The organism is Kribbella sp. NPDC050241 (assembly GCF_044459685.1).
Lineage (GTDB): Bacteria > Actinomycetota > Actinomycetes > Propionibacteriales > Kribbellaceae > Kribbella.
Genome location: NZ_JBITJE010000001.1, coordinates 1,215,478 through 1,231,940, shown reverse-complemented (window position 1 = coordinate 1,231,940; position 16,463 = coordinate 1,215,478). Strand labels below are relative to the sequence as shown.

General features: G+C 68.7%; 16 protein-coding genes. 9 read left to right on the top strand and 7 right to left on the bottom strand.

All coding sequences use genetic code 11. The features are described 5' to 3' along the window. Positions 1-2 precede the first annotated feature (2 nt). The 4 genes from ACIBG5_RS05850 to ACIBG5_RS05835 all read right to left on the bottom strand — a co-directional run bounded on the left by ACIBG5_RS05850 (position 3) and on the right by ACIBG5_RS05835 (position 3,234). The gene (locus ACIBG5_RS05850; protein ID WP_396390347.1) at positions 3-734 is read right to left on the bottom strand and encodes an MBL fold metallo-hydrolase; all 732 of its coding nucleotides are present in this window, start codon (positions 732-734) and stop codon (positions 3-5) included. Next, the gene (locus tag ACIBG5_RS05845) at positions 731-1,123 is read right to left on the bottom strand and encodes a YccF domain-containing protein (RefSeq protein WP_360445936.1); all 393 of its coding nucleotides are present in this window, start codon (positions 1,121-1,123) and stop codon (positions 731-733) included. The genes ACIBG5_RS05850 and ACIBG5_RS05845 overlap by 4 nt, the downstream gene beginning before the upstream one ends. 93 nt (positions 1,124-1,216) lie before the next feature. Continuing rightward, positions 1,217-2,353, bottom strand: a complete 1,137-nt coding sequence (locus ACIBG5_RS05840; protein WP_396390346.1) for a saccharopine dehydrogenase family protein — start codon at positions 2,351-2,353, stop codon at positions 1,217-1,219. After that, positions 2,350-3,234: an SDR family oxidoreductase gene (locus ACIBG5_RS05835; protein ID WP_396390345.1), complete on the bottom strand. Its 885-nt coding sequence runs from the start codon at positions 3,232-3,234 to the stop codon at positions 2,350-2,352. The genes ACIBG5_RS05840 and ACIBG5_RS05835 overlap by 4 nt, the downstream gene beginning before the upstream one ends. Before the next feature lie 73 nt (positions 3,235-3,307). Between ACIBG5_RS05835 and ACIBG5_RS05830 the strand changes: the two genes are divergently transcribed. The 4 genes from ACIBG5_RS05830 (at position 3,308) to ACIBG5_RS05815 (ending at position 8,213) form a co-directional block, all read left to right on the top strand. Next, complete coding sequence (locus tag ACIBG5_RS05830) at positions 3,308-3,898, top strand: TetR/AcrR family transcriptional regulator (protein ID WP_396390344.1); 591 nt, start codon at positions 3,308-3,310, stop codon at positions 3,896-3,898. A gap of 9 nt (positions 3,899-3,907) precedes the next feature. Beyond that, a complete protein-coding gene (gene xth / locus ACIBG5_RS05825) occupies positions 3,908-4,711 on the top strand; it encodes an exodeoxyribonuclease III (RefSeq protein WP_396390343.1) in 804 nt (267 codons plus the stop codon). Between the two features lie 57 nt (positions 4,712-4,768). Beyond that, the gene (locus ACIBG5_RS05820) at positions 4,769-6,862 is read left to right on the top strand and encodes a S9 family peptidase (protein WP_396390342.1); all 2,094 of its coding nucleotides are present in this window, start codon (positions 4,769-4,771) and stop codon (positions 6,860-6,862) included. A gap of 391 nt (positions 6,863-7,253) precedes the next feature. Continuing rightward, the gene (locus ACIBG5_RS05815) at positions 7,254-8,213 is read left to right on the top strand and encodes an RNA polymerase sigma factor RpoD/SigA (protein WP_396390341.1); all 960 of its coding nucleotides are present in this window, start codon (positions 7,254-7,256) and stop codon (positions 8,211-8,213) included. A 229-nt stretch (positions 8,214-8,442) separates the two neighbouring features. Here ACIBG5_RS05815 and ACIBG5_RS05810 read toward each other — a convergent pair whose 3' ends face one another. Together ACIBG5_RS05810 and ACIBG5_RS05805 are read right to left on the bottom strand one after the other, a co-directional pair. Further along, complete coding sequence (locus tag ACIBG5_RS05810) at positions 8,443-9,159, bottom strand: HAD family hydrolase (protein ID WP_396390340.1); 717 nt, start codon at positions 9,157-9,159, stop codon at positions 8,443-8,445. Between the two features lie 45 nt (positions 9,160-9,204). After that, positions 9,205-10,449, bottom strand: a complete 1,245-nt coding sequence (locus ACIBG5_RS05805) for a type II CAAX prenyl endopeptidase Rce1 family protein (RefSeq protein ID WP_396390339.1) — start codon at positions 10,447-10,449, stop codon at positions 9,205-9,207. Between the two features lie 48 nt (positions 10,450-10,497). On the opposite strand from ACIBG5_RS05805, the gene ACIBG5_RS05800 reads away from it, so the two are divergent. The 3 genes from ACIBG5_RS05800 to ACIBG5_RS05790 are packed head-to-tail and all read left to right on the top strand — an operon-like array spanning position 10,498 to position 13,757. Next, positions 10,498-11,463: a Dyp-type peroxidase gene (locus tag ACIBG5_RS05800; protein WP_396390338.1), complete on the top strand. Its 966-nt coding sequence runs from the start codon at positions 10,498-10,500 to the stop codon at positions 11,461-11,463. Positions 11,464-11,518: 55 nt separating this feature from the next. Continuing rightward, the gene (locus ACIBG5_RS05795) at positions 11,519-13,081 is read left to right on the top strand and encodes an ATP-dependent DNA ligase (protein ID WP_396390337.1); all 1,563 of its coding nucleotides are present in this window, start codon (positions 11,519-11,521) and stop codon (positions 13,079-13,081) included. After that, positions 13,074-13,757: a class I SAM-dependent methyltransferase gene (locus ACIBG5_RS05790; protein ID WP_396390336.1), complete on the top strand. Its 684-nt coding sequence runs from the start codon at positions 13,074-13,076 to the stop codon at positions 13,755-13,757. The genes ACIBG5_RS05795 and ACIBG5_RS05790 overlap by 8 nt, the downstream gene beginning before the upstream one ends. Here the strand turns inward: ACIBG5_RS05790 and ACIBG5_RS05785 are convergent. Further along, positions 13,663-14,937 (bottom strand): MFS transporter, encoded by a 1,275-nt coding sequence (locus ACIBG5_RS05785; protein ID WP_396390335.1) that lies wholly within the window; start codon positions 14,935-14,937, stop codon positions 13,663-13,665. The genes ACIBG5_RS05790 and ACIBG5_RS05785 overlap by 95 nt on opposite strands. A gap of 44 nt (positions 14,938-14,981) precedes the next feature. Here ACIBG5_RS05785 and ACIBG5_RS05780 point away from each other — a divergent pair, with 44 nt between their 5' ends. Beyond that, entirely contained in the window at positions 14,982-15,554 is a 573-nt protein-coding gene (locus ACIBG5_RS05780) for a TetR/AcrR family transcriptional regulator (protein WP_396390334.1), read from the top strand. Beyond that, on the top strand, positions 15,555-16,427 hold the full coding sequence (locus ACIBG5_RS05775) for a phosphotransferase family protein (protein ID WP_396390333.1): 873 nt from the start codon (positions 15,555-15,557) through the stop codon (positions 16,425-16,427). It abuts the gene before it with no gap. Positions 16,428-16,463 lie beyond the last annotated feature (36 nt).

Below are 16,463 nucleotides of genomic sequence, written 5' to 3'. Positions count from 1 at the left end.
GCTTACAGCGGGATCGTGAGGCCTTCCACGGCCGCGATCACCTCGCCGTCGAATTCCTGCCGTGCCTCGGCGACCGAGATCGACCGGTCGGAGCCGGGCCAGAAATGCGTCAGCAGCAAGCGCTTCGCACCGCGCGCATGCCGACCAGCCTCGGTCGCCGTCATCAGATAGCGCGGCGTCGTGTCCGGTGACGGCCCCTGATGGGTCGCGTCCGAGATCAACAGCTCCGTTCCCTCGGCCAGCTTCCGCAGGTCGGGTGACGGACCGCTGTCCCCGGTGTAGGCGACGGACACCCCAGGCGCAGTCAGGCGGACACCGAAGTTGGTCTTGTAGTGCGGCAGTTCCACGGTCTCGACCGCGAACGGACCGAGCCGTGTGGTCGCCGCGAGGTCGTGGACGTCGAAGACGGTCGCCGGATCCGGGTCCGGCTCGAGCGCCCGCAGTACGTCGACCACCCCCGGCGGACAGTGCAGCGGGACCGGCGGTGCGTCCGGTGCCTCGTAGAAGCGAACGCGCGCGAGACCGCTCACGTCGACGCAGTGGTCGGGGTGCTGGTGCGTGACGACGACCGCGTCGACCTCACCCTTGGGCCGATGCTCCAGCAGTCGCGGCAGCGCGCCGTACCCGAGATCAAGCACGACACTGATCCCGTCGTACTCGAGCAGGAAGCCGGCGCACGCTCGTCCGGCCTCCGGCCAGGCGCCGCACGAGCCGAGGACGGTCAGCGCCCTCAACGGACGGCGAACGGCTGGTCGGTCGGCACGATCTCCTTGCCCAGCGGCAGCAGCGAGATCGGGATCAGCTTGAAGTTGGCCAGGCCGAGCGGGATACCGATGATCGTCACGCAGAGCGCGATCCCGGTGGCCAGGTGTCCGAGCGCCAGCCACCAGCCGGCGAACACGACCCAGATGATGTTGCCCAGTACTGCGCCCGCCCCGGCACTCGGCTTGTCGACCATGGTCCGGCCGAACGGCCACAGGGTGAACCCGGCGATCCGGAACGACGCGATGCCGAACGGGATGGTCACGATCAGCACGCAGCAGATCACACCGGCGATCGCGTAGCCGACCGCCAGCCAGAACCCGGCCAGCACCAGCCAGATCAGGTTGAGAAGTGTCCTCATGCTCTCAGCCTGCCACCCCATGGGGTGCTCCAGAACGCTCCGCGCCACAAGCCCGGGATCATTCCGGGGGACCCTGACTCGGGAGCAGGCGTACTAGTACTCGTCGGTGCTCAGAGTGGCAAACGTCATCCCGGCGTTCACCAGGCGTTGCCGCAGCGCCGGTCCCATCGCGGCGGCGGTGGTGGTCTGGCCGGCTGTGGTGGGGAGGTCGTCGAGACAGAGGCAGAGGGCGCTCTCGGCCAGCATCTTGGCGGTTTCGTCGTACCCGGGATCGCCGCCGGCAACCTCGGTGATCACCTGCTTGCCGCCGCCACGACCGACGAAGCGGACGTTGAACCAGGATCTCGCCCGGCGCTCCGGGCTCGGCCCGTCGCCTGGCTGCAGCCGCTTGAGCAACGCGTTCCTCGCTGGCGGGATCTGGGCAGCCGCCATCAGCAGGACGACCCCACCGATGCCTCCGGCAACCATCGGGAGACGCTCGAGCGCGGCGTAGTGCGAGTAGCGGAAGTCCGGGCCGTACTCCTCGAGCAGCCGGGCGGAGTAGCCAACGATCTGTGGGTCGATGGTCGGCAACGGAACCGCCCAGAAGCCTTGCTGCCGGTGGATCCTGCCGGAGACCGCCCTGGCTTTCCGACCGTCCGGCCCTGGCTCGGCGCGGCGACGGGCCCGGTGTGCTTCGAGGTGCTGCTTGGGCCGGGAGAACGCCGTGATCGCGGTATGGAAGGTGCCCCCGGACGGACGGCCGCCGCCCCGCAGCAGACCGTCGACCTGGATCGGGACGCGCCGCGGCAACTGCTCGACGGTGAACTGGACACCGAGGTCGTACGGGATCGAGTCGAAGCCACAGGCGTGCACGATCCGGGCACCGGTCTGCACGGCACGTTGGTGATGGCGCACGTACATGCGATCGACGAACTCGGACTCACCGGTCAGATCGAGGTAGTCGGTCCCCGCGTCCGCACAGGCTGCCACCACTGGCTCGCCGTACTGGATGTAGGGACCGACGGTGGTGGCTACGACCTTGGCCGACTCGGCAAGGGCCTGCAGAGATCGGGGATCCGTGACATCCGCGTGCAGGACGTCCTTGCCGAAAGCCTCGAGCTTGCCTTGGTTGCGTCCGGCAACTGCCCACTTGAGGTCCGGCGGCGCGTTCTTGGCCAGGTACTCCGCGGTCAGGGCTCCGGTGAAGCCGCTCGCGCCGAGCAGGACGACGTCGTACTCGCGGCTCATTGGCCGGCAGCTTTCTCGGCGTCGGCGCGGCCGCCGGCGCCGGTTGCACGGGAGGAGGCCGCGGCGCCGCGCGCCTGGACGTCGGCGAGCGCGGCCCGATCGGCCTTCGGCACGCTGAACCGCGAGCCCGCCTCGATGACGTGCGGGATCACCCAGCGGAACACCTTCATCGCCCCGATCCAGCCCGGCACGTGCACGGTCCGACGGCGCTTCCTGATCCCGTCGACGAACTTGTCCACCGCGAAGTCCAGCGGGTACACCTTGCTCGCCAGCGGGATACCGGTGCGCATCTTGCCGAACACCGGGTGTTCGTCGGCGCCACGCACCATGTCGGTGTCGACGAAGGTCATGTGTGCGACACCGACCCGCACGCCCAGGTGCTTGAGCTCGGGCCGCAGCGTGTCCCCCATCGCCTCCACGCCGGCCTTCGCCACGTTGTACGCCGCCAGCCCGGGGATGTGGACGATCGCCGCGAGCGACGAGACCAGCAGCAGGTAGCCCTTGCTCTCCAGCAGATACGGCAGGGTCAAGTGAACGGTCCGCCAGACGCCGAACAGGTCGACGTCCACGACGCGCTCCCACATCTTCGGGTCCATGCTCCGGCTGAACCCGGGCGCGGCGATGCCGGCGTTCGCCATCACGACGTCGATCCGGCCGTACCGCTCGGCCACCGCCTCGACCGCGGCCCGCAGCGACTCGGTGTCGGTGACGTCGGCCTCCCACCACCCAGCGTCCGGCCCGCAGTCCTCGGCTACCTTCTTCAGCTCGCCCGGCTCCAGACCGATCAGCGCCAGCGTGGCGCCGTCCCGCGCCAGCTTCCGGGCGACCGCGGCGCCGATTCCGCGGGACGCACCGGTGATGAGGACGACCTGACCACGCATCTGGACCTCCAGCTTGTTGAGTGGATACTCAACAGTAAGTGCTTGTTGACCGATTACTCAATAGACTGGCGATATGACCCAGACCTCGTCCGCCCGGCTGCGCCCCGGCGAACGTCGCAACCAGATCCTCGCGGCCGCCCGCCGCGTCCTGGTCGCCGACCCGCACCGCGAACTCACGGTCGAACTGGTCGCCGCCGAGGCCAAGGTCTCCCCCGCACTGCTGTTCCACTACTTCGGCTCGAAGAAGAAATTTCAGTACGCCGTGATCGAGGAAGCGGCTGCCGAAGTCATGCTGCGCACCGCGCCCGACCCGTCGCTGCCGCCGGACGAGCAACTCCGGTCCGGCATCCGCGCCTTCGTCCGTGCGGTTCTCGAAGCACCTCAGCTCTACCGCGCCACCCTGCTGATGTCAGCCGCCGGCGACCCCGACGTACGCGCACTGCACTCCGAGATCCGCCAGGTCTTCAGCACGTGGGTCGTCAGCGCGGTGGCCCAGAGCGGCATCGAGATCACCCCCACGGTCGAGCTGGCCTGCCACGGCTGGCAGGGGTACGTCGAGCAGACTCTGCTCACCTGGATCGACAACCCCACCATCTCCCCCGAGGCCCTCGAACACCTCTGCGAACAATCCCTCGACGCCATCCTCACGACCACCGAGGGTTAGGGTTCACGGGTGCTGAAGGTCGCCACGGTGAATGTGAACGGTGTCAGGGCCGCGTTCCGGCGCGGGATGGGTCCGTGGCTGCAACAGACCGATCCGGATCTGTTGCTGATGCAGGAAGTTCGCGCGACGGACGACGTACTGCGCGAGCAGTTCGGCGGGGACTGGAACATCGCGCACGCGGAGCCGTCGATCGACGGGCACAAGGGCCGCGCGGGAGTCGCGGTGGCGAGCCGGCGGCCGATCAAGGACGAGCGGGGAGAGATCGGCCCGGAGCGGTTCGCCGGGTGTGGCCGGTGGGTCGAGGCGGACGTCGTACTGGACGACGGTACGACGCTGACGGCGGTGAGCACGTATGTGTTCACGGGTGAGTTCGAGACGCCGCCGCGGCAGGAGGAGAAGTACGCGTTCCTGGACGCGATCACCGCGCGGCTGACCGAGTTGCGCGCCGACGGGCGGCACGTGCTGATGTGCGGCGACCTGAACATCGCGCACCGCGAGGTCGACCTGAAGGCCTGGAAGGCGAACCGGAAGAAGAGCGGCTTCCTCCCCGACGAGCGCGCCTGGATGGATCGTTTGTTCGACTCGGGCTGGGTCGATCTCGGACGGCGCTTCGGCGGCGAAGGCCCCGGCCCGTACTCATGGTGGTCCTGGCGCGGCAAGGCGTTCGACAACGACGCTGGCTGGCGCATCGACTATCAGATCGCCTCGCCCGAACTCGCCGGATCCGCCACCGGTTGCGTCGTCCACCGCGCCCCGACGTACGCCGAGCGCTGGAGCGACCACGCTCCCGTCGTGGCGACGTACGACGTCTGATCGGACGGCCACGGAAACCGGCAGCCACGTCCGGTCTCCGGCGGGTAGTCTCGCGGCATGTCCGACTTGAACCCCTCCGCAGACAACACCGCCGCGAAGCCCCCGGTCGCCGCCCGGAAGCCGATCGAACGCAGTCATCACGGCGATGTGTTCGTCGACGACTACGAGTGGTTGCGGGACAAGACCGACGACGAGGTGCTGGACCACCTGCGCGCCGAGAACAGCTACACCGAGGCCCGCACGGCGCACCTCGAATCGTTGCGTGAGGCAATCTTCAAGGAGATCTCGGACCGCACCCTGCAGACCGACCTGAGCGTGCCGGCCCGGCGCGGCGGGTACTGGTACTACGCCCGCACGATCGAGGGCAAGCAGTACGGCATCCACTGCCGGGTGAAGGTGGACGGCGACCAGCCCCCGGCCACCGACGGCGAGATCGCCGGCGAAGAGGTGATGCTGGACGGCAACGAGGTGGCCGGCGACTCGGAGTTCTTCTCCCTCGGCACCGTCGACGTCTCCCCCGACGGCCGGCTGCTCGCGTACTCCGTCGACCTCAAGGGCGACGAGCGGTTCACCCTGCGGATCAAGGACCTCGCCACCGGCGAACTGCTGCCGGACGAGCTGCCCGAGGTGCACTACGGCTCGGCCTGGTCCGCGGACGGGTCGACGATCTTCTACACCAAGGTCGACGGCGCCTGGCGGCCGTACCAGGTCTGGCGGCACACCCTCGGCACGACCGAGGACGTGCTGGTGAAGGAGGAGCCGGACGAGCGGTTCTGGGTCGGCGTCGACCTGACCCGCAACGAGCAGGCGATCCAGATCGTGCTCGGCAGCAAGATCACCAGCGAGGTCTGGCTGCTCGACGCCAACGACCCCACCGGCGAGCCAGTCGTCGTCGTACCCCGCCGTGGCGGCGTCGAGTACGACGTCGAGCACGCCGGAGACCAACTGCTGATCACGCACAATGCGGACGCGGCGAACTTCTCCCTCGCGACCGCGCCGCTGGACTCCCCCGGCTCCTGGACCACGCTGCTCGAGGGCGACGAATCGAGCCGGCTGCTCGGTGTCGACGCGTTCGCCGACCATGTCATCCTGCACCGCCGTCGTGACGCCCTCACCGAGCTCGCGATCATGCGCCGTACCGAGGGAGGTTTCGGGGCGCCCGAGGTGCTGGAGTTCGAGGAGCCGATCCACACCGTGTCCCCCGGCCGCAACGACGAGTGGCACGAGACCCGCTACCGGTTCGGCTACACGTCTCTCGTCACGCCGGGTTCGACGTACGACGTGGACGTGGCGACCGGTGAGCGACGGCTGCTCAAGCGACAGCCCGTACTCGGCGGGGTCGACCTCGGCGCGTACACGCAGTACCGCGAGTGGGCGACGGCGAGCGACGGGACGAAGGTGCCGATCTCGCTGGTCGCACGCAAGGACGTCGCGAAGGACGGCAACGCGCCGGTCGTGCTGTACGGCTACGGCTCCTACGAGAGCTCGATGGACCCGTGGTTCTCGATCGCGCGGCTGTCGCTGCTGGACCGCGGCGTCGTGTTCGCGATCGCCCACGTGCGCGGCGGCGGCGAGCTCGGCCGGCACTGGTACGACGACGGCAAGATGCTGGCCAAGCGGAACACGTTCACCGACTTCATCGCCGCGGCCGAGCACCTGGTGAAGGAGGGGTGGACCCGGCCGGAGCGGATCGTGGCGCAGGGCGGCAGCGCCGGCGGCCTGCTGATGGGCGCGGTGGCGAACCTGGCGCCGGAGGCGTTCGGCGGAATCGTCGCCGAGGTGCCGTTCGTGGACGCGCTGACCACGATCCTGGATCCGTCGCTGCCGTTGACGGTGATCGAGTGGGAGGAATGGGGTAATCCGCTCGAAGACGCAGACGTGTACGAGTACATGAAGTCCTACTCGCCGTACGAAAACGTCGCCGCCCAGCGGTATCCGCGGATCCTTGCGATCACCAGCCTGAACGACACCCGGGTGTTCTTCGTCGAACCCGCGAAGTGGGTGGCCAAACTCCGCGCGGTCGCGGACGCCGACGTACTGCTGAAAACCGAAATGGACGCCGGCCACGGCGGCCGCAGCGGACGGTACGACGCATGGCACGAGATCGCCTTCAGCCTGGCCTGGGAACTCGACACCCTCGGTCTGGCCTGATCCCTCGTTTCGGGCGGGAACACGGCGGGTACCGGCGGCGTTGCTGCTGGTTGGAGAGGTTGGAGGCAAGGTTCCCCCGGCACCACGCACGGCGTGTGTTGTGCACCACACAAGACACCGGAGGTGGTGGTGATTCTGGACAGATTCTCAGGTTTCTTCCGTGGGGTGCCGCTGGGCACCGGAGGCGAATTCCCGCGCAAAGCAAAGGGAATTCGGACGCCCGGACGCAAAGGCGGCCGGGAAGCGGACACGAGCGGCTCCTGGACATCGGTTTCCAGGGCGCGATCGTGCCAGGAACTCTCAGGGAACCTTCAGGGTGTTTACACACTCGTCATGGAATCTTGAACCTCACTCGAGCGTTGCTCTCCATGTAACGACGAAGGGAGTTTCGGTGGCTCGCATGGCTCGTGTCCGCTCGGCGGACGACGGTATCGACGGCAAGGACAGCGTCGGTCTCTATCTCGAGGAGATCGCGCGGACACCTTTGCTGACGGCTGAGGAAGAGGTCGAGCTCGCTGAGACGGTCGAGGCAGGACTCCTGGCGGAGCAACTGCTGGCCGAGGGGCGGGTTGGACGCAAGAAGGGCGGAGCGCCCAAATATGCCACGGAGGAAGAGCTGGAGTGGCTGGCCGAAGAGGGCCAGCGCGCGCAGCAGCGGTTCGTGACCGCGAACCTCCGGCTGGTGGTGTCGATCGCACGCCGGTACGGGCGATCCCAGATGCCGCTGCTGGACCTGGTCCAGGAGGGCAACACGGGTCTGATCCGGGCGGTGGAGAAGTTCGACTACCGGAAGGGATTCAAGTTCTCGACGTACGCGACCTGGTGGGTGCGGCAGGCCATCACCCGCGGTATCGCGCAGCAGGCCCGCGTGGTCCGGCTGCCGGTGCACGTGGTGGAGCAGCTGAACCAGATCGGGTCGGCCCGGCGGACGCTGGAGCGCAAGCTCGGACGTGAGCCGGAGATGGACGAGATCGCGGCGGAGCTGGACCTGAACGTGGAGCGGGTCACCGAGTTGATCCGGATCGGCCGGGACCACATCAGCCTGGACAACCCGATCGACGACGAGGGCGAGACCTCGCTGGGCGACCTGATCGCGGCCGAGACCGCACCGGGTCCGGACCAGCTGGTCGCCGACGCGTCGGACCGCTCGGGCCTGTTCAGCCTGGTCGATCAGCTCGACCCGCGGTCGGCCGACGTGATCCGGCGGCGGTACGGCCTGCACGACGGCCGGCAGGCCAAACTCGCCGACATCGGCGCCGTGCACGGCATCTCCGCCGAGCGCGTCCGCCAGATCGAGCGCGAGGCCCTTGGCCGCCTCCGCCTGCTGGCAGACCCGACCCTCGCCGCGTAACCCCCACCCCGAAACCCCTCGAAGGACCCCCAGCCGCACCGGCTGGGGGTCCTTCACTTCTCAGCCCGAGTGGATCCACGACTCGACCGGCAGGTGGTCGCTCGGGAACTGTCCACTGCTGCTGAAGGTGTTGATGTTCGCCTCCGAGACACGCATCCCGGGGGTGGTGAGGATCCAGTACCGGTGTCCGACCGCTAGCCGTAGCGGGTCGAACACATGACGTGACCGGTCAGGCGACGGCCCTGTTCCAGGTGTCGATGAGCGCGGGCAGCTCGGACAGCCGCTGGACGGTCGCATCCGGCTCGCCCTCGGTGTGGCCGATCTGCTCCACCGGGATCGCGCTGTGCGGGATGTGCGCGGCCCGCATCCCGACGTTCTGCGCGCCCCACACGTCGTCGAACAGCCGGTCGCCCACGAACAGGCACCGCGACGGCTCCGACTCCCCCACCGCCCGCATGGCCGACAGGAACGCCTCCGGGTGCGGCTTCGTGTACGGGATCTCGCTGGTGTAGACCGCCCCGTCCAGCAACTCCAGTACGCCGTCCCGCTCGAAGATCTCCTCGTGGCGGCTACGCGACCAGATCGTGTTCGACAGCACTCCGACCTTGAGCCCGCGGGCCCGGAGATCGCGCAGAGTGTCGATCGCGTCGGCCTCGAGCTCGGTGTGCGGGTGCCACTGCCGCTCGTACTCGACCTGGGCCGCCGGGGTCATCACCACGTCGGCCAGCAGGCAGACCTCCTCGAGCGTGCTGCTCAGGTGATGGTCGCGCGACCGGGCCCAGACCGAGGCCTCCGCCTCGAACAGCCGGCCCGCGAGCTCGTCCGCCCGGGCCTCGTCGATCACCGCCGCCACCGTCCGCCAGACGGCGTACAGGTCGATGGTGTGCCAGGTCGCCAGTGTGCCGCCCCAGTCGAACAGGACGGCCTCGATCCTCGTGTTCGTCACGCGCCTACCCTGGCAGACGGTCCGGACAATTCTCGCCCGGTTTTCTCAGCTCACCCGGGCGATCCGGTGCCGCTTCGACACCCACACCACGGCGGCCGCGTAGAACGCGAGGCACGGGATGTCCAGCGCCAGCAGCGTCCACGGGGCGCCGCCCTGCTGGTCCCAGCCGTCCAGCTGGCCGGTTGCCGCAGGCAACAAGAACGCGAACAGGTTGTTCATCGCGTGCAGCGCGATGCCGGCTTCCAGCCCACCGGTCCGCACTGTCAGCCACGCGATGGTGACCGCGAACAGGAAGATGTCGGCCATCGCCCACCCGGTGTACCCGTGCGCCGACACGAATGCCAGGCTGCTGATCACGATGCCCGGCCAGGGCGAACGGAACAGCACCCGGAGCCAGCGCGCGCGCCCCTCCGGCCGGTCCGGGCCGTAGGCGCCGATCGCCTGCAGCAGCCAGCCGCGGAACACGAACTCCTCGGCCGCGGACTGGAGCGGCACCAGCAGCAGGATCACCAGCGCCGGCACGATGAACGCACTGAAGCCGACCCACGAGCCGTCGTCGGTCGCCGTGGCGTCACTGCTCGGGAAGATCGCGTCGGCGACGATACCCAGCCCGTAGGACAGCGCCAGGTAGCCGAGGCCGGGCAGGCAGCACATCAGCAGCCAGCGCCAGCGGATCCGGTTCAGAACGGACGCCACGCTCCAGGCCGGCCGGCGCTGGACGAGCCAGGCGGTCAGCATGACGAACGGCGTGAGGACTGCGAGCATCACCAGCGTGACGGCCAGGTTCTCGGTGTCGCTCGGGAAGATGTCGTTGCCCTGCGGCTGGACGAACTCGCCTGCGATCAGCGTGTGGACGATCTCCCAGCCGACGAGTACCGCCGCGGTGAGGAAGAAGGCGCCAGAGGCGAGGAACAGTGTCCCGACGATCGGCCGCCACCATCTGTGCTTCGGCGTCCGCGCGAGCCGGTGGTACGGCGAACCCGCGGGAGCCGGGATGATACGCGGCTCCCGGTAGGCGTACTGACCCGGGTACGGCGGCGGTGCGCCGTACTGCTGCTGTTGGTGCGGCCCGGGCCACTGCGGCTGGTAGGGGCCAGGCTGCTGGTAGGGACCTGGCTGCTGGTAGGGGCCGGGCTGTTGGTAGGGACCCGGTTGAGGGTAGGGCGGGGGCGGCGGGTACTGACCGGGCTGCGAGGATGGGCCAGGTTGGTACGGCGGGACCCACGGGTTCGGTTGGTTGCCGGGGGGCGGCGAGTCCTGTGGGCGCGGTTCGCCCGATTGCGGGTCCATGAATGGACTCTAGAAGATCGGGCCAAGGAGCTGGAGGAGAACACAGTGGTGACTGATCCGACCCTTGGTGCAGCAGCCACGACGCGAGCCTTGCCGCAGTCGGTGCTGATGCCATTGACCGGTTCGGCGATCTTCCTCGTGGTCCGGATCGAGCCGGGAGGCGAGGAGACCACCCGGGATCTGCTCGAACGGGTCAGCGGTCTGATCCGGTCCGTCGGCTTCCGGGTACCGGCCGGCAATCTGTCGTGCGTCACCAGCATCGGGTCGGACGCCTGGGATCGGCTGTTCAGTGGGCCGCGGCCCGCCCACCTGCACCCGTTCATCGAACTCGACGGCGCCAAGCACCGCGCCGTCTCCACTCCCGGTGACCTGCTCTTCCACATCCGCGCCGCGCACCTGGACCAGTGCTTCGAGCTGGCCGGCCAGATCATGAAGGCGCTCGACGGCGCCGCCACCGTCCTCGACGAGGTCCACGGCTTCAAGTACTTCGAGATGCGCGACCTGCTGGGCTTCGTCGACGGCACCGAGAACCCGGCCGGTTCAGAGGCGGAGGACGCCGTACTGATCGGGGCCGAGGATCCCGACTTCGCCGGCGGCAGCTATGTGATCGTGCAGAAGTACCTGCACGACCTGAAGGCCTGGAACGCGCTGTCCGTCGAGCAGCAGGAGCTGGCGATCGGCCGGACCAAGCTCGACGACATCGAACTGTCCGACGACGACAAGCCGAGCAACGCGCACATCGCGCTGAACGTCATCGAGGACGAGGACGGGAACGAACTGCAGATCCTGCGCGACAACATGCCGTTCGGGACGATCGGGACGCAGGAGTTCGGCACCTACTTCATCGGTTACGCCAACACTCCGTCAGTCACCGAACTGATGCTGCGGCGGATGTTCATCGGCGAGCCCGAGGGCAACTACGACCGCATCCTCGACTTCTCCACCGCGGTCACCGGATCGCTGTTCTTCACCCCCACGTCCGAGTTCCTCGACGATCTCCCGCCCGCACCCTGACCCTCGGAAATTCCGTGTGCGCCGGACTGTCGGTGGGATGGGCGAAACTGGGGTCATGTTGCTCACCGAGGTGGTCGAGACCTCGACCGCGCTGGCCGGGACGCGGTCGCGGCTGAAGAAGGCGGAGTTCATCGCCGGGCTGCTGTCGCGGGCGACCGAGCCGGCCGAGACCGAGATCGTGGTGACGTACCTGTCCGGTGAGCTGCGCCAGCGACGTACGGGTGTCGGATGGCGGACGTTGATGGACGCGCCGACGCCCGCCGAGAGCCCGTCGCTGACGGTCGAGGAGGTCGACAGCGCGTTCGCCGAGCTGGCCGAGATGTCCGGGGCCGGGTCACAGGCCCGCCGACGGGAGGCGATCGACGCGTTGTTCGGCCGTGCGACCGAGGACGAGCAGCGGTTCCTGCGGCTGCTGGTCGGCGGCGAGTTGCGGCAGGGCGCGCTGGACGGCGTGATGGCCGATGCAGTCGCCCGAGCGACCGGGATCCCGCTGGAGAAGATTCGGGCCGCGACGATGTTGCGTGGCGCGGCCGCGCCGGTTGCGGTGGCCGTACTGACCGAGGGCGAGGCGGGGCTGGCGCAGTTCGGGTTGGAGGTCGGGCGCGGCGTGCAGCCGATGCTTGCCCAGTCCGCGACGAGTGTCGTGGAAGCTCTGACCAAGACCGGTACGCCGGCCGCCCTCGAGTGGAAGCTGGACGGGATCCGGATCCAGGCGCATCGCGACGGCGACAACGTGGTGGTCTACACCCGCACGCTCGACGACATCACCAAGCGGGTGCCCGAGGTGGTCAGCGCCGTACTCGCGCTCGACGCGCAGCAGGTCGTGCTCGACGGTGAGCTGATCGCCTTGCGGCGGGACGGTCGGCCGGAGGCCTTCCAGGTCACCGGGTCGCGGACGGCGACCCGGGCGGCGACCGGGCCGGAGTCGGTCCCGTTGACGCCGTACTTCTTCGACATCCTGCATCAGGACGGGCAGGACCTGATCGGTCTCGACGGCGCCGCGCGGCACGACTGGCTGAGCAAGCTGATCCCTGAGGAGCAACGGATCCCGCGGCTGGTGACCGACGACGCGGACGCCGGGCAGGCGTTCTTCCTCGACGCGGTGAAGCGCGGCCACGAGGGCGTGATGGTCAAGTCCCTGACCGATCCTTATGAGGCCGGTCGGCGTGGATCCGGTTGGGTCAAGGTCAAGCAGACCCACACGCTCGACCTCCTCGTGCTCGCGGCCGAGTGGGGCCACGGACGTCGTACTGGCTGGCTGTCGAACCTGCATCTGGGTGCGCGGGACGAGGCGACCGGCGATTTCGTCATGCTCGGGAAGACGTTCAAGGGGCTGACCGACGAGCTGCTGCGCTGGCAGACCGAGCGATTCCAGGAGCTCGAGGAGCGCCGCGACGAGTACACCGTCTATCTCCGGCCGGAGGTGGTGGTCGAGATCGCCTTCGACGGCGTTCAGACCTCACCGCGCTACCCCGCGGGCATGGCGCTGCGGTTCGCCCGGGTACTGCGCTATCGGGACGACAAGACCCCTGATCAAGTTGATACCGTCCAGACGGTGCGAGCCATACACGAAGGTCTCGAAGCCGACGCGAAGCGGGAAGGTGGCGCGGATGTCTGAGCCACAGGAGGATCCGGACGTCGTGTCGCGCCGGATCGCCCACGAGTCGCTGTCCCAGGACGATCCGACGGGCTGGTTCGATCGGCTCTACTCCGCGGCCGAGGACGGCGCCGCCGTCGTCCCGTGGGATCGAGGTACGGCGCACCCGATGCTCACCGAGTGGGTCGACGAATCCCACCCGGACGGGACCGGCAAGACGGCGCTGATCGTGGGCGCCGGCACCGGATGGGACGCGGAGCTCATCGCGGACCTCGGCTATGAGACCACCGCGTTCGACATCTCCCCCACAGCCGTCCAGGCCGCACACCGCAACCATCCCGACTCCAAGGCGCAGTACGTCACCGCTGACCTGCTGGCCCCGCCTGCCGAGTGGCACCGCGCCTTCGACCTGGTCGTCGAGATCTACACCGTGCAGGCCTTGCCGATCGACCTCCAGCCTGCCGCCATCAAACAGGTCGGTGAGCAGGTAGCTCCCGACGGGACCCTGCTCGTGATCGCGGCCTCTCGCGCGGACGATGTTCCGGACTCCGAGGTCGAAGGTCCGCCGTGGCCGTTGACCCGTGCCGCTATCGAGTCGTTCGCTACGCCGGACCTGCGGCTGATTCAACTCGATCAGTCTCCGAGTCCGGTCGATCCCACGATCCTTCGCTGGCGGGCGGAGTACCTCCGCGACTAGCCAGGACCGCGCCGCGGACGTAGAGGGCGCAGCTCACGCCCATGAGGATCGCGGCGACGGTGAAGAGTGCCTCCGCCGAGGTGTGGTCGAGCGCCGGTCCGGCCGCGGCGCTACCGACGGCACCTCCGCTCATGATGATCGTCGCAGCGGCGGTGAGCGCGTTGCCGCGATGGCGTTCGCCCAGTCGCGGGATCATCACCGCAGATGACGGGCCGTTCGTCAGGCCGTTCGCGATGCCGAGCGCCGCGATCAGGGCGACCGCACCCCACAGCGGTACGGCGAGGATCAGGCCCACGAACGTCAACGCCTGCAGGAACTTCCCGGCCAGCGCCAGCCGAACAGACCGGACGCGGGAGGCCAACGCCATCGCGGCGAAGCTCCCGGCGACAGCGCCGCCGCCGAAGGCTCCGGTGAGTACGCCGGCCGCCGCGGCGGTCGCGTCGTACCGATGAACCGTGAGGATCGGGATCGCTACGAACAGCGCCTGGTACGCGGCCTCGCTGAACGTGCTGGCCGAGATCCACGAACTCACCAGCCGGTCGCGACGGAGTTCGCGCAGCCCGTCGAGAAGCCGCGGCCGAGCGGCCGTCACCTGCCGAGTCTCCCGGGGTACGGCGAGCCGCAGGATCGCGATCACCACGATCAGGGTCGCGATCGTCACGAGCAGCGTTGGTGCCGCGCCCATGGCAGTCACCAGTACGCCGGCGATCGGCGGACCGAGCAGCAATGAGGTGCGGTTCGCACCCTGAAGAATGCTGGTCGCCCGCGCCAGCAGACCCTCCCGGTCGCCGACCAGCTTGGACAGAAGCTCCTGCTGGCTTCCCATGTACGGCGTCCGCAGCGACCCGAGCAGGAAGACGAGCGCGGCCAAGGCCCACAACGGCAGGGCAGCTGCCTCGGCGAGCGTCACGATGGCGGCCACCAACGCCACGCTGACCACGTCGGATCCGATCATCCAGCGGCGCGCCCCGACCCGCTCGACCAGCCCACCGAGCGGGATCCCGAGCACGATCGCCGGCGCCAGCCCCGCGGTCATCACGACACCGACGTCCGTCGCGCTGCCGCCGTTGGTCAGCACCAGCCACGGAATCGCCATCGCCTGCACGGCCAGCGCGAACGACGACGCGATCTCGGCGACGAGTAACGGCCGGAGACCACGCTGCGCACTCAGGGTGTCCACTCAGCTAAAATAAAGCGCGCGCTCGGTTTTGTAAACTGGGACCCATGCCCCGCGTTTCGGACACCCACAAGGCCGCTCGACGGACCCTCATCCTCGACGCCGCCCGCACCTGCTTCGCCCGGAAGGGCTACCAACTGACGACCATCCGCGAACTCGAGACCGAGTCCGGGCTGTCGAGCGGGGCGATCTTCAACTACTACCCCACCAAGCTCGACATCTTCATCGCTCTCGCCGAGGAGGACTCCGCCCACGGCGCGCAGCGGTGGCGCGAAGGCGGTCTGCGTGCGGTCGTCGACGACTACGCGCAGACCGGACTCCGGTACACCGCCAGCTATCTCGAAGTCGGGCGCCAACTGCTGACGGATCCGGACTTCCGGCAGCGCTGGGAGCGGCGGGGACAGGTTGTCGTGGAGGCGGTCCGCGACCGGCTGCAGACCCTGCGGGACGTAGGATCCGTGCGTACCGATGTCCCGCTGGACCACCTGGTGACGTATTCGCTCATCACGCTCGACGGCACGCTGCTCCAACTTCGTCTGAGCACTCCCCTCGAGCAGGTCCACGGCGCGGTCGACCTGTACGAGCAGACTCTGCGACCCCCACAGGAGGCGACTCGCTAGATGACTTCTTCCGCCTGGTCACCGGTCGAACGGCTTGATGCGGCACAGATCGCCGCCGAGTTGGAGGAACAGACCGGCGTTCCGCTGGTTGTCGAGGGGCTTGGCGCCGGCGGTAGCGTCGGTGCCGCTGTCGTGCGGTGGCAGGACGGGCATCGCTCCATCCTGAAGTGGCGGCCGGGCGTGCGACTGCCGGACCTCGAAGCCGGTCCGCTGGCGGTCACCGAGGCGGCGCGAGTGGCGGGCGTGCCGGCGCCGCGGACCGAGCTCGCCGTCCAGCTCGGTACGGCGATCGCCACCGTCCAGGAGCTGTTGCCCGGAGCACCTATCAGGCGACTCGACGACCACGGGCTGACGCAGGCGCTGGACTTCAACTCATTGCACGCCGGGCTGCTCCGGGATCGACCGGATGTGCCGGCGCAGGACCTGTTCCTGGACCACGATGGGCCGGGCTTCTGCTTGCACGGTCCGCTGCGCGCACACAGCCGTCGTACCGCCCGGATCGAGGACTGGGTACGGGAGGTCGGAGCGGCGTACCCACCGCTGCTGGAGGGGGTCGACGCGGTTCACTTCGACTATCATCCGGGCAACCTCCTCGCCGTCGACGGGACCGTCACCGGGATCATCGATTGGGATGGCGCTGCGCGTGGCGACCGTCGATTCGACCTGGTCACATTGCGGTTCGGCGTGCATGCCGAGCCGCCGCTCGGACGGGTGACTCCGCGCCTCGACGCCATCCTCGACGCGCTGCCGGCCGACGTACTCCGCCCGCTGTGGGCCGTGATGAGTCTGCGGATGGTCGACTGGGCGATCCGCCACTACACGCCCGCGGCGGTCGAGCACTGGGCGGATCTCGCTGAGCAACGGATCGACTAGCGGACCAGCCGACTGAGCTGCTGGTCCGCTGGGCTG

Excerpts from the sequence above, each read along its gene's own strand:
- ACIBG5_RS05845 (WP_360445936.1), bottom strand. The coding sequence starts at position 1,123 with ATGAGGACACTTCTCAACCTGATCTGGCTGGTGCTGGCCGGGTTCTGG.
- ACIBG5_RS05840 (WP_396390346.1), bottom strand. The coding sequence starts at position 2,353 with ATGAGCCGCGAGTACGACGTCGTCCTGCTCGGCGCGAGCGGCTTCACC.
- ACIBG5_RS05835 (WP_396390345.1), bottom strand. The coding sequence starts at position 3,234 with ATGCGTGGTCAGGTCGTCCTCATCACCGGTGCGTCCCGCGGAATCGGC.
- ACIBG5_RS05830 (WP_396390344.1), top strand. The coding sequence starts at position 3,308 with ATGACCCAGACCTCGTCCGCCCGGCTGCGCCCCGGCGAACGTCGCAAC.
- ACIBG5_RS05820 (WP_396390342.1), top strand. The coding sequence starts at position 4,769 with ATGTCCGACTTGAACCCCTCCGCAGACAACACCGCCGCGAAGCCCCCG.
- ACIBG5_RS05805 (WP_396390339.1), bottom strand. The coding sequence starts at position 10,449 with ATGGACCCGCAATCGGGCGAACCGCGCCCACAGGACTCGCCGCCCCCC.
- ACIBG5_RS05795 (WP_396390337.1), top strand. The coding sequence starts at position 11,519 with ATGTTGCTCACCGAGGTGGTCGAGACCTCGACCGCGCTGGCCGGGACG.
- ACIBG5_RS05790 (WP_396390336.1), top strand. The coding sequence starts at position 13,074 with ATGTCTGAGCCACAGGAGGATCCGGACGTCGTGTCGCGCCGGATCGCC.
- ACIBG5_RS05780 (WP_396390334.1), top strand. The coding sequence starts at position 14,982 with ATGCCCCGCGTTTCGGACACCCACAAGGCCGCTCGACGGACCCTCATC.
- ACIBG5_RS05775 (WP_396390333.1), top strand. The coding sequence starts at position 15,555 with ATGACTTCTTCCGCCTGGTCACCGGTCGAACGGCTTGATGCGGCACAG.